We start from the raw sequence: 12470 nt of genomic DNA, 5'->3' as shown, positions 1-12470 counted from the left end.
GGTTTACTTCAAATCATGGACGATGCGATGTTCCGATCGTCACCTGTCGGGTCACTTGTCCGGATAACCGGCTGGGACCCTCGGTTCAGCGAGAACTACGACTGCTCGGCGTTCATCCCGGACCCGCTGCCGACGAGGCTCGACCTGGCTCAGGAGACGTATCTGGCGGTCACCAACGCGGCGGTCGCCGTCGCGCGCCTTGACCAGGCCGCCTTCCGGCTGCCCAACCCCGGGTTACTCGCGCGTCCCGCGATCCGCCAGGAGGCGGTCAGCACGTCGGCGCTCGAGGGCACGTATGCGGCGCTTGACGACGTGCTCGAGGCGGACTTTCTCCACCGCGACCAGCTCACCGCCTCCGTCGCGGAGGTCCACAACTACGTCGAGGCCGCGGAGCTCGCGTTCGAGTGGATCAAGGACAAGCCCATCACCGTGGGGATGCTGGAGCAGCTGCAGAAGATCCTCGTGCGAGGCACCCGAGGCGGTTCCCACGATGCCGGCCGGATCCGGACAACCCAGGTGTTCATCGGCGCCGACGGCGGGCGGGTGAGCGAGGCACGGTTCGTGCCATCGCCGCCGGGCGATCAGCTGCGAGCGGGCATTGAATCCTGGGCGTCGTGGCTCACGGCCGACGACACCTTTCCGCTGGTGATCAAGGTGGCTCTCGGGCATTACCAGTTCGAGACCCTGCACCCCTTCAACGATGGCAATGGCCGTCTCGGTCGTCTGGTCTGTGTGCTACAGCTGGCTCACCGCGGCGAGCTACGGGTGCCCGTGCTCAACCTTTCTCCCTGGCTGGAAGGCCGGAGGCGGCAGTATCAGGATCACCTGCTGTCGGTCAGCGCCACCGGCGACTTCGAGCCCTGGATCCGGTTCCTCTCCGAGGCCATTCGCGCGCAGGCCGTACGGGGCGTGGAGAAGATCGACGCGTTGCACGACTGGCGGGACGAGGCGCTCGCACAGTTGCACGACGCCGACGTTCGTGGCGTGGCCGCGCGGATCGTCGAGGATCTGCCCGGCTATCCGCTGATCACGGCCACGCCGACCGCCGAGAGATACGGGGTCTCCTACCAGGCGGCGAACACTGCCATCAGCCGCCTCGTCCAATTGGGAATTCTGGAGGAGCGGACGGGCCGGAGATACGGGCGCGTCTTCGCGGCACGCAAGGTTCTCAACATCATCAATGCCGCCTGAGCGCCGAGGATACTGGTCGCTCCCGTCGCAGGGGCCTCACGGATGAGGCCCGCTGCGGGCGGTCCTACTACAAGCCGTTCTACTGCCGGTCGGCCACGCCGAACTCCCACTCGGCCGCCTCGGAGACGATGTCGCCGAGGTGTTCGCGGACCCGCAGGGTGTGCCAGCCGGCCTGATCCTCGGCCGGGGTCCAGGTGATGGCGCCGATCCCATCGGTCCCGGCCGGGACCGTGTGCGGCTCGCCGTCGTCGAAGGCGTACGTGTAGGCCGTGACGCCGGGGCGGGCCGGGTGGAAGGTGAACGTGCCGGGCGTGCCCGGGCCGCCGCTCGTCGACCAGGCCGGGTAGTCGTCCGAGGCGATCTGCGGGCGGTGACCGGTGAGCGGGAAGTCGTAGGCGCGCGGGTCCGACTCCACGCCGTCGGCCGTGCGGCTGTGGACCTCGATCGCCAGGTTCGTGCTGTCCGGCTCGGTCCAGGTGAACGTCGCCGTGCCGTCCGCGGTGGCCGGGACGACGAGCTCGGGCCGGCGGCGGACCTTGACCACGTACTCCGTGACGCCGGGCATGCCTGGGCGCAGGGTGAACGTGAGCCGCTGACCGACCAGCGGGGGCTCGGAGCCGTCGTCGGGGAGGTCCGGCGACGAAAGCCTCGGCGCGGTCTGCGGGTAGATGGTGTAGTCGGCGCGGGCCGAGGGTGTGCCGTCGGCCGTGCGCCCCATGATGTGCACGACGAGCTCGCCCGGGCGGTCCGGGGTGACCGTGATCGACGCCTTGCCTTCGGCGTCCGCGGGCACCGTGGTCCGTTCCCCGTCGTCGAGCCACCACGACCATTCCACCGTGTCCGCCAGGCGGGGCGCGAGGATCAGCGTGCGCGCTTCGCCGATGCCGCCGTCCGGAAGCAGGTCGGTGACCATGGGCATGGTGTTGCGCACCACGAACATGTAGGTCACCACCGGCGACCGGTTGCGGTCGCCGTCCACGGCCTGCACGTAGAGGAACTGCCGTCCGTGGTGTTCCGGGGTGAACGTGATCGTGGCCGTGCCGTCGGGGCCGGCCGCGACCTCCTCGATCGGGCTCGTGTCGCCCCACCGGTACGCCACCACGCCGCTGTCGCCCGGGGCGGGCGCGAAGGTGAAGGTGCCGGGAATGCCGGGACCGCCGGCCTCCGGCCCCGGATAGTCGGCCGAGCGGACGGTGGGCGGGCCGGGCAGCACCACGGCCGCGCCGGCCCGATCGCCGGGTGCGCCGGCACCGCCCCGAACGCCGGGCGCCGCGCCGGCCGGAGTGGCGGATGCGGCGGCGCCGGCTGCGGCGCCGGCCGGGGCTGCGACGTCGGCCGGGGCTGCGACGTCGGCCGGGGCTGCGACGTCGGCCGGGGCTGCGACGTCGGCCGGGGCTGCGGCACCGGCCGGGGCTGCGGGCATCGCCAGGCCGGCGCCGAGCGTCAGGGCCGGGACGAGCAGCAGGATGCGGGACGGGAGAAGGGCACGCGTGAGGGCCACGGAACCTCCGGGATCAACGTCCGCCGATCTGGCGGCGCGCTGATCGTAAAGGGGCCGTCCGACATTTTCCGCCCCGTGGCGAGGGCCGTCAGGCGCAGTAGCCGGCCACCGGGCTGAGCCAGTTGGTCATCTCGGTCTCGAGGACCTTGTCCAGGTCCTTGGTGCTCTTGATCTTGTCGAAGAACTTGCCGTCGGAGGCGCTCTTGGCGAACTTCGTGGCCGAGGTCGCGCCCGCCTGCTTGAGCTCCGGGTTCTCGGCCGTGGCCGACTCCCGGCGGATCTGCGCGCCGATGTCGCGGAGCTGCCGGCCCGCGGCCTTCTCCGCCTTCTCGGCGTTGTCGGCCTGCGCGGCCTCCTTGTACGCGATCATCTTGCCGATCTCCGTACCGAAGTCCTCGATCTCGGCGTCGAAGATCTTGTTGAGTTTGTCGCAGACCTTCCGGGTGTCCTCCGAGTAGTCCGGCTCCGCGGAGGTGGGTGCGGCGGCGGACGGCGGGACGACGATGGTGGGCGCCGTCGACTTGTCGTCGTCACCGGCGCTGCACCCCGCTCCGGCGAGAAGGAGGCCGCCGACGGTGGCGGCGAGGAGTGCGCGTCGCATGACAAAGATCCTGTTCGTCGGGGACGTCCAAACCCTCGGGACGATACTTCCGACCCGGGGAGTCGTCCAACCGGCGTCGTCCCTGCGGGTGCCCGGACAGTGGCACGGATCAACTGCGTACCGCCGGATCCGGGGGCAGGATGGAAGCGTGACGACTGACGAGAGCGGATTTCGGATCGAGCGCGACACGATGGGCGAGGTCCGGGTGCCGGCCGATGCCCTCTGGCGGGCGCAGACGCAGCGGGCGGTGGAGAATTTCCCGATCTCCGGGCGTGGGCTCGAGCCCTCGCACATCCGCGCGCTGGCCCGGATCAAGGGGGCGGCCGCGCAGGTCAACGCCGCCCTCGGGGTGCTGGAGGACGACCTGGCGAAGGCCATCGCGACCGCCGCGGCGCACGTCGCCGACGGCGGCTACGACGACCAGTTCCCCATCGACGTGTTCCAGACCGGGTCCGGCACCTCGTCGAACATGAACACCAACGAGGTGATCGCCACCCTCGCCTCGCGGGAGCTGGGCCGTCCGGTGCACCCGAACGACCACGTCAACGCGTCGCAGTCCAGCAACGACGTCTTCCCCTCGTCCATCCACCTGGCCGCCACCGAGGCGGTGACCGCCGACCTCGTGCCGGCCCTCGAGCATCTGGCGGACGCGCTGGGCGCCAAGGCCACGGCCTGGTCCGAGGTGGTCAAGTCCGGCCGGACGCACCTCATGGACGCCACGCCGGTCACCCTGGGTCAGGAATTCTCCGGGTACGAGGCCCAGGTGCGCCACGGCATCGAGCGGGTCCAGGCCTCCGTGCCGCGTCTGGCCGAACTGCCGCTCGGCGGGACGGCCGTCGGCACCGGGGTGAACACGCCGCCCGGGTTCGCCGCCGCCGTGATCGAGCGGCTGCGGGAGACCACCGGGCTGCCGCTGACCGAGGCGCGCAACCACTTCGAGGCGCAGGGCGCGCGGGACGCCCTGGTCGAGGCCTCCGGGCAGCTGCGCGTCGTGGCGGTGAGCCTCTACAAGATCGTGAACGACATCCGGTGGATGGGCTCTGGACCGCGGGCCGGCCTGCGCGAGCTGCGCCTGCCCGACCTCCAGCCGGGCTCGTCGATCATGCCGGGCAAGGTCAACCCCGTCGTGCCGGAATCCGTACGCCAGGTGGCCGCCCAGGTCATCGGCAACGACGCGGCCGTGGCCTTCGCCGGCACCCAGGGCGACTTCGAGCTCAACGTGATGCTCCCGGTGATGGCCCGCAACCTGCTCGAATCCGTCAAGCTGCTGGCCGCCGCGGCGCGCATGCTCGCCGACCGGTGCATCGACGGCCTCGAGGTGAACGAGGACGTCACCCGGGCGTACGCGGAGGGCTCGCCGTCGATCGTCACCCCGCTGAACCGCTACCTCGGGTACGACGAGGCAGCCGCGATCGCCAAGCAGGCACTCAAGGAAGACAAGACGATCCGGGCGGTAGTCATCGAACGCGGACATGTCGCCAACGGCACTTTGACCGAGGAACAGCTGGATTCGGCGCTTGATGTGCTCCGCATGACGCGGCCCTGACCGATCGCGGAGATAAGAACACGATCAACTCTTGTGAATGGTCGTGCGCTTCGATGGAATGCGGGGATGAGAAGACGCCTGACGGCCGGGGCCGTCGCCACCGCGACGGGCCTCGCCGCTCTCCTTGTGGGCCTGCCGGCCGCTCCCGCCGGCGCGGCCACCACCACGACCGAGTACACCGTCGTCGCCGATGACGGGGTCTCCACCGCCGACGCCATCGCGGCGATCACCGCGGCCGGCGGCACCGTGCTGTCCAGCAACACCGCCGTGGGAACGTTCAAGGTCACCTCGGCCAGCGCCGACTTCAAGACCCGCGCCGCCCGGTCCGACGCGCTGATCGGCGCGTCCGCGAACCGGGCCATCGGCCGCGCGCCCAAGGTGGCGCCCGCCGTCGAGCAGCCGGTCACGGAGGCGCTGCGGGGCAAGGGTCCGCACGGCGCGGCGACCCCCGACCCGCTCGACGACAAGCTCTGGGGCCTCAAGATGGTGAAGGCCGACAAGGCCCGCGCCATCGAGAAGGGCGACCGCGGCGTCACCGTCGGCGTCCTCGACACCGGCCTTGACGCGTCCAACCCGGACCTCGCGGCCAACTTCAGCACCCGGCTCTCCCGCAACTTCGCGCCCGACCTGGTCGACGTCGACGGCCCGTGCGAGGTCGAGGGCTGCGTGGACCCGGTCGGCACCGACGACGGCGGGCACGGCACCCACGTGGCCGGCACCATCGCCGCCGCGGCCAACGGCGCCGGCGTCTCGGGCGTCGCGCCGAACGTCACGCTGGTCGAGCTCAAGGGCGGCCAGGACTCCGGCTACTTCTTCCTCGACCCGGTGGTCAACGCGCTCACGTACGCGGGCGACGCCGGCCTCGACGTGGTCAACATGTCCTTCTACGTCGACCCGTGGCTCTACAACTGCAAGGCGAGCCCGGCCGACTCCCCGGAGGCGCAGGCCGAGCAGCGCGCGATCATCGCGGGCATGAAGCGGGCGCTGAACTACGCCCACAGCCGCGGTGTCACGCTCGTCGGCGCGCTGGGCAACCAGCACGACAACCTCAACGACCCGCAGGAGGACACGACCAGCCCCGACTACGGCTCCGACCCGTACGTCCGGCCGGTCGACAACGCGACCTGCTTCTCGCTGCCCGCCGAGGGCCCGCACGTCATCGGCGTCTCGGCGCTCGGCCCGTCGAAGTCGAAGTCGCACTACTCCAACTACGGCACCGAGCAGATCGGCGTCTCGGCGCCGGGCGGCTTCACCCGTGACTTCTTCGGTACGCCGCAGTACAACAACGCGGCGAACAACATCCTGTCGTCGTACCCGCTGAAGGTGCTGCAGGCGAGCGGGGCGGTCGACGCGGCCGGCAACCCGGTCAGCCCGACCGTGTTCAAGAGCTGCACGGCGAGCGGCCAGTGCGGCTACTACACGTACCTGGCCGGCACGTCGATGGCGTCGCCGCACGCCGCGGGCGTCGCCGCGCTGATCGTCAGCAAGTACGGCCACCGCGACTGGTGGCGCGGCGGCCTGACGATGAACCCGAACCTGGTCGAGGCCCAGCTGTACCGCACGGCCGAGAAGACCGCGTGCCCGGAGCCGCGCCTGCGCAGCTACGCCAACGAGGGCTACCCGGCCGAGTTCGACGCGTACTGCGCCGGTCCGAAGGCCTTCAACAGCTTCTACGGGCACGGCATCGTCGACGCGTACAAGGCGGTCGGCGGTCGCTGACCGACCTGTGGACAAAGCTGTGGATGACCGTCCCGTCCGGGCACCCGGACGGGGCGGTCATCGCCTTTGCCACGTCGGTACCCTTGTACGGTGACCCTGAGGCTGCATGACACCGCGACCCGATCCGTCCGGGACTTCGTCCCGAAGACGCCCGGTCAGGCCGGTATCTACCTCTGTGGTCTCACCGTGCAGTCGGTGCCGCACATCGGCCACCTGCGCAGCGCGGTCAGCTACGACGTGCTGCGGCGCTGGCTGACCAGCACCGGCTACGAGGTCACCTTCGTCCGCAACGTCACCGACGTGGACGACAAGATCCTGGTCAAGTCGCTGGAGACGGGCCGCCCGTTCTGGTCGATCGCGTACGCGAACAAGCTCGTCCTCGACGCCGACTACCGCACGCTCAACGTCCTGCCGCCGACCTACGAGCCGCTCGCCACCGGGCACATCCCCGAGATGCACGAGCTGATCGGCACGCTGATCGAGGGCGGGCACGCGTACGAGTCGGCCGAGGGCAACGGGGACGTCTACTTCGACGTGCCCAGCTACCCCGAGTACGGCGCGCTCTCCGGGCAGAAGCCCGAGGACATGCTGTCGGCCGGCGAGGCACCGGAGCGCGGCAAGCGGCACCCCGAGGACTTCGCCGTGTGGAAGGGCCTCAAGCCGGACGAGCCCGCCGACGCCTCCTGGCCCTCGGCGTGGGGCCGCGGCCGGCCCGGCTGGCACATCGAGTGCTCCGCGATGGCCCGGCGCTACCTCGGCGACGAGTTCGACATCCACGGCGGCGGCCTCGACCTGACGTTCCCGCACCACGAGAACGAGATCGCCCAGTCCCGCGCGGCCGGCCTGCCGTTCGCCCGCTACTGGGTGCACCACGCGCTGCTCAACCTCGGCGAGGCCAAGATGAGCAAGTCGCTGGGCAACGTCATCGACGTCGACGCCGTACGCGCCATGGGCATCCGCCCGGTCGAGCTGCGCTACTACCTCGGCGTGCCGCACTACCGCTCGCGCATCGACTACTCGGACGAGGCGCTGCGGGAGGCGGCCACGGCGTACAAGCGGATCGAGGGCTTCGTGCAGCGGGCCGTCGAGGTGGTCGGGCCCGGCCGTCCGAAGGACGTGCCGCCGGCGTTCGCCGCCGCGATGAACGACGACCTGAACACCTCGGCCGCGCTGGCGGTCGTGCACGACACGATCCGCGAGGGCAACACCGCGCTCGCGGCGGCCGACGAGACCGGCGTCCGCGCGGCGCTCACCGAGGTGCGCGCCATGCTCGGCGTGCTCGGGCTCGACCCGCTCGACGAGGCGTGGGGCGGCGGCAAGGCCGGCGGCGACCTGAAGCCGGTCGTCGACTCGCTGGTCAAGCTCGCCCTCGAGCAGCGCGCGCAGGCGCGCGCACGGAAGGACTGGACGGCGGCCGACTCGGTCCGCGACCAGCTCAAGAACGCGGGAATTCAGGTGGAGGACACTCCGACCGGGCCGCGCTGGACGGTAGGAGAGCAGCACTGATGCCAGGAAACTCCCGCAACGTGAGCAAGCGCGTCACCTCGAAGAAGGGCGCCGCGGCCGGCTCCGGCGGCAAGAACCGCGGCAGCCTCAAGGGCCGCGGCAAGACCCTGCCCGCGGACGAGCGCCCGTGGCACAAGGGCTACTCGGGCACCGAGAAGCTGCCCGACAAGACCGCCCGTAAGCAGGAGAAGGAGCGGCGCGCGGCGGCGGCCGAGGGGCGCGCGCCCAAGGTCGGCATCCCGGGCTCCAAGGACACCACGTGGGGGCGCGGCGGCGGTCGTGCCACCGGGCGTCCGGCCCAGCAGCGCGGCGCGCGCATGCAGAGCCGCGGACCGCGCGTCGCACCCGGGCGCCGCTCCAACCCGACCAAGGAAGGGCCGGAGCTGCTGCTCGGGCGCAACCCGGTGGTCGAGGCGCTGCGCGCGCTGGTGCCCGCCACGGCCCTGTACGTCGCCCAGGGCATCGACATCGACGACCGGATCAGCGAGATCGCGCGGACGGCCGGCGACCGGGGCATCCCGATCCTGGAGATCAGCCGCAACGAACTCGACCGGATGACCGGGGGCGTGCTGCACCAGGGCGTCGGCCTGCAGGTGCCGCCGTTCGCGTACGAGAACTTCGACGACCTCGTGGCCGCGGCGATGGAGCAGCCCACGCCGCTGCTGGTGGCGCTCGACGGGGTGACCGACCCGCGCAACCTCGGCGCGGTCATCCGTTCGGTGGCGGCCTTCGGCGGCCACGGCGTCGTCGTCCCCGAGCGCCGCGCGGCCGGCATCACGGCGACGGCCTGGCGCACCAGCGCGGGCGCGGCGGCCCGGGTGCCGGTCTCCCAGGTGGTCAACCTGACCCGCGCGATCAAGGCGGCCCAGCAGGCCGGCTTCACGGCGGTCGGCCTCGACGCGGACGGCGAGACGGACCTCTACCAGCTCGAGGCGGCGGTCGGTCCGCTGCTCGTGGTGGTGGGCTCGGAGGGCCGCGGCCTGTCCCGCCTCGTCGGCGAGACCTGTGACCTGCGGGTGAGCATCCCGATGGCGTCCACGGTGGAGTCCCTGAACGCCAGCGTCGCCGCCGCGGTGACGCTCGCCGAGGTCGCCCGCCGCCGCCTCCACGGCTGACCCCCCGCCGCACCTCCGGGTGGTCGTACCCGCCCTGTAACGTGACGGGCCGGGTGGTCCGTTGGCGGAGGGGCAGCGCATGCTCGGTGTTGACCTGGGCACTTCCCACACGGTCGCCATGCTGCGCTGGGCCGACGGGCGGGTGCGCCCGCTGCTCTTCGACGGGCGCCCGCTGCTGCCGTCCGCGGTCTACCGGGACACGGCCGGGCGGCTGCACGTCGGCCAGGACGCGGTGCGCCTCGGCTACGCCGACCCCGCCCGCCTCGAGCCCAACCCGAAACGCCACGTCGACGCGGCGAGCGTCCTGCTCGGCGACGCCGAGGTGCCCGTGCCCGAGATGTTCGCCGCGCTGCTCGACGCGGTGGCCAGGGAGGCCGTGGCGACCGCGGGGCAGCTGCCGCCGGCCGTGGTGACGTACCCGGCGGCCTGGGGTGCGGGGCGCCGCGACGTGCTGGTCCAGGCCCTGGCGCTCGCGGGCTGGCCGAGCTCCACCCGGCTCGTGCCCGAGCCGGTGGCCGCCGCACGGTACTTCGCCGAGGTGCTGCGGCGGCCGGTGCCCGTCGGCGCGCCGCTGGCGGTGTTCGACTTCGGCGGCGGCACCCTCGACATCGCCGTCGTCCGCAACGAGGGCGCCGGTCCCGATGGGCGCGCCCGGTTCGAGGTCGTGGCCTCGGGCGGCCTCGACGACCTGGGCGGCCTCGACATCGACGCGGCGCTGGTCGCCCACCTCGGCATGACGCTGGCGACGTCCGAGCCGGCCGCCTGGTCGGCCCTGCGCGAGCCGGTGACCCTGGCGCAGTGGCGGGCCCGCCGCCAGTTCTGGGACGACGTGCGCGGCGCCAAGGAGATGCTGTCCCGCGCGGCGCAGGCTCCGGTCGCGGTGCCGGGCGTCGAGCACGCGGTGCACCTGACCCGCGACGAACTGGAGATGGTGACGGCCCCGCTGATCCGCCGAGGCGTGGCGGAGGCGGGCACGGTGGTGAAGGCGGCCGGCCTCACCCCGGCGGACCTCGCGGGCCTGTTCCTGGTCGGCGGCTCGTCCCGGGTCCCGCTCGTGGCGCGACTGCTGCACAGCGAGCTCGGGGTCGCGCCCACGGTCCTGGAACAGCCCGAGCTGCCGGTCGCCGAGGGCGCCCTGCCGGCCGCCGAAAGCGCCGTCGAGCGGGAGCCCGGGGCGGCCGAGTCGAAGAACGTCACGCCGGCGGCGCCGCTGCGGGCGGCGGCGGTCGAGCCGTTGGTCGACACGATGGCGCACAGCGGACCCGCGACAGAGCCCGCCCTGCACACCGAGGCGGCCGGCCCGCCCACGGCGGCGAGCGGGCCGCCGACCGAGGCGGGCGGGCCTCCGACCGGGGCGGTCACCGCGGCGGGCGGGCCTCCGACGGCGACTGCGGCGGCGGGTAAGCCGGGGCCGTTCACCGAGGCGTTCGGTCCGCCGACGGCCGCAGCCGGTCCGCCCACCGCCGCGGCGCCTCCGCCCGCGCCGGCCGGGACCGAACCCGAGCCGCAATACGGCGAACCCGTCGACCCGTGGGCGACCGGCGAGGCGGCCGCGCTCGCGGCCGCCCACGGAGAGCCGTTCGTGCTGCCGACCTCCGGCGTCCCGGCATCTCCCGCGCCCGTCTCACCCTCCGCGGAACCGTGGCTCGCCTCGGCTCACTCCGCGGACGCGAGGGCCGCCCACCCCGCGGAGGGGAGGGTAGCCTCACCCGCGGAACCGTGGCTCGCCTCGGCCCACCCCGGCGACGGGAGGGGCGGCCCGGGCGGTGCGCCGTTGCCCGTGGGGGCCGGCGGGAAGCTTCCGGCGTACCGGAGGAAAGGGCTTTGGATCGTGGCCGCCGCGACCGTCGTTGTGCTGGGGATCGCCGCGACCGCGGTTGTGCTGCTGTGGCCCGGTTACTCCGCGTTGAACTATCAGCCGCTGAGTGAGCCGCGGCGGGTTGCGTCCGCGGTGCCGGTCACGTCCGCGTTCTCGGCCGCGGCGCTGCGGGCGGATCGGGCCTATTTTGCCAGTGCGGACGAGAACGGGCAGCTCGGGGTCGTTGCGGCCGATGCCGGGTCCGGGGCGACGCTGTGGACGAGCCGGGAGGCCGGCGTCGCGCCGCGGTGGGAATTCTTCTTCACGTTGCCGCACGCGGTCGTCGCGGTGACCGATACGGACAGTGACACGAGCTCGCGGCGGGCGGTGTTCCTCGACCCCGGGAGTGGCCGCAAGCTGTGGGAGCGGCGGATCGGGTCGAACGACTCACTGCTGTTCGCCGGGGACATCGCGGTGTTCGTCGACCGTACCGAAAGCCGGGTCGTCGGGCTCAAGGTCCGCGACGGCGGCAAGGTGGCGTGGGAGATCAGGAGCCCGAAGTCCGCGTACGGCCAGAGCGCCACCAAGGTCGTCACCGCCACCACCCCCGACGACCTGGCCGGGGCCGCGACCACCGGTGGGGTCCCGTTCGCCGAGCCGGAGGAGGACGATCAGCGGCTCGTACAGATCGGTGCGGACCGGTCGGCGCGGGTCGTCGACGCCCGGAGCGGCGACGTCGTGGCGGGCCCGCGGCAGAGCGTGGCCGACCCCGGCGACGAGGCGATCGCGCACAACGGGCGGCTGATCGTGGCCGAGTCCGGCGACGCGCGCCGGATCGTGGCCTACGACCTGCCGAAGATGGGCGAGCCGCGGGTGCCGTACACCGCGCCGGAGAACAGCCAGCTGGAACATCTCACGGCCTGCGGTGACGACCGGGTCTGCTTCGTGCAGAAGGCCGGGTACGACAGCAAGTCCGCCCGGGTGGTGGCGGTGGACGTGGCCAAGGGCGGCGTGCTGTGGTCCCGGGCCGTCGCGGAGGCGGACAACCTGGTGCCGGTCGGTGAGGCGGTGCTCGCCGCGCAGAACACCTCGCCGCGGCAGGTGTCACTGCTGGACGCGGGCGGCGCCGTGAAGTGGACCCGGGCGGGTGCGGCCGGCCGGCTCGACGGCGGCAACCTGCTGCTCTTCTCGAAGGCGCTGTCCACCTCGCCGGACGACCCGGCCCTGTCGGGCGAGCACGTCGGGGATGCGGCGGTGCCGCTCGGGTCGCTGGCCGGCGTACGGTCGGCGACGTGCGCGTGGGATCAGAAACATCTGGCCTGCGTCGCCGAGCAGGACTTCGTCCTGCACACCTTCGCCTCCTGAGAGCCCGCGGCGGGGGAAGGGCGGCGCGGCGCGCGGGAAGCGCGCGGCGCGGCACGCGAAGGGCGCGGCACGCGAAGGGCGCGGCACGCGAAGGGCGCGGCACGCGAAGGGCGCGGCACGCGAAGGGC

8 protein-coding genes are annotated in these 12470 nt (G+C 72.7%); 6 read left to right on the top strand and 2 right to left on the bottom strand.

From position 1 onward, the window contains the following. Positions 1 to 15 precede the first annotated feature (15 nt). Positions 16 to 1191, top strand: coding sequence for a Fic family protein (locus CLV70_RS16730; protein WP_106127438.1), 1176 nt, complete (start codon positions 16 to 18; stop codon positions 1189 to 1191). A gap of 79 nt (positions 1192 to 1270) precedes the next feature. Here CLV70_RS16730 and CLV70_RS16725 read toward each other — a convergent pair whose 3' ends face one another. Both CLV70_RS16725 and CLV70_RS16720 read right to left on the bottom strand, forming a co-directional pair. Beyond that, complete coding sequence (locus tag CLV70_RS16725) at positions 1271 to 2692, bottom strand: hypothetical protein (RefSeq protein WP_106127437.1); 1422 nt, start codon at positions 2690 to 2692, stop codon at positions 1271 to 1273. Positions 2693 to 2780: 88 nt separating this feature from the next. Further along, the gene (locus CLV70_RS16720) at positions 2781 to 3293 is read right to left on the bottom strand and encodes a hypothetical protein (protein ID WP_106127436.1); all 513 of its coding nucleotides are present in this window, start codon (positions 3291 to 3293) and stop codon (positions 2781 to 2783) included. 148 nt (positions 3294 to 3441) lie between these two features. On the opposite strand from CLV70_RS16720, the gene CLV70_RS16715 reads away from it, so the two are divergent. The 5 genes from CLV70_RS16715 (at position 3442) to CLV70_RS16695 (ending at position 12342) form a co-directional block, all read left to right on the top strand. After that, a complete protein-coding gene (locus CLV70_RS16715; protein WP_106127435.1) occupies positions 3442 to 4839 on the top strand; it encodes a class II fumarate hydratase in 1398 nt (465 codons plus the stop codon). 66 nt (positions 4840 to 4905) lie between these two features. After that, positions 4906 to 6558, top strand: a complete 1653-nt coding sequence (locus CLV70_RS16710) for a S8 family serine peptidase (RefSeq protein ID WP_106127434.1) — start codon at positions 4906 to 4908, stop codon at positions 6556 to 6558. A gap of 90 nt (positions 6559 to 6648) precedes the next feature. Continuing rightward, a complete protein-coding gene (cysS, locus tag CLV70_RS16705) occupies positions 6649 to 8064 on the top strand; it encodes a cysteine--tRNA ligase (RefSeq protein ID WP_106127433.1) in 1416 nt (471 codons plus the stop codon). Next, complete coding sequence (gene rlmB, locus CLV70_RS16700; RefSeq protein ID WP_106127432.1) at positions 8064 to 9179, top strand: 23S rRNA (guanosine(2251)-2'-O)-methyltransferase RlmB; 1116 nt, start codon at positions 8064 to 8066, stop codon at positions 9177 to 9179. The genes cysS and rlmB overlap by 1 nt, the downstream gene beginning before the upstream one ends. A gap of 79 nt (positions 9180 to 9258) precedes the next feature. Next, on the top strand, positions 9259 to 12342 hold the full coding sequence (locus CLV70_RS16695; RefSeq protein WP_106127431.1) for an Hsp70 family protein: 3084 nt from the start codon (positions 9259 to 9261) through the stop codon (positions 12340 to 12342). Positions 12343 to 12470: the final 128 nt, after the last annotated feature.

Source organism: Pseudosporangium ferrugineum (genome assembly GCF_003002065.1).
In the GTDB taxonomy this organism is placed as follows: Bacteria; Actinomycetota; Actinomycetes; order Mycobacteriales; family Micromonosporaceae; genus Actinoplanes; species Actinoplanes ferrugineus_A.
The sequence above is the reverse complement of the archived record's forward strand: the minus strand, read 5'-3'. Positions and strand labels throughout refer to the sequence as shown.

Bases quoted from the DNA above. Each gene is read 5' to 3' on its own strand.
- CLV70_RS16730 (WP_106127438.1), top strand. From the start codon at position 16: ATGGACGATGCGATGTTCCGATCGTCACCTGTCGGGTCACTTGTCCGG.
- CLV70_RS16695 (WP_106127431.1), top strand. From the start codon at position 9,259: ATGCTCGGTGTTGACCTGGGCACTTCCCACACGGTCGCCATGCTGCGC.
- rlmB (WP_106127432.1), top strand. From the start codon at position 8,064: ATGCCAGGAAACTCCCGCAACGTGAGCAAGCGCGTCACCTCGAAGAAG.
- CLV70_RS16710 (WP_106127434.1), top strand. From the start codon at position 4,906: ATGAGAAGACGCCTGACGGCCGGGGCCGTCGCCACCGCGACGGGCCTC.
- CLV70_RS16720 (WP_106127436.1), bottom strand. From the start codon at position 3,293: ATGCGACGCGCACTCCTCGCCGCCACCGTCGGCGGCCTCCTTCTCGCC.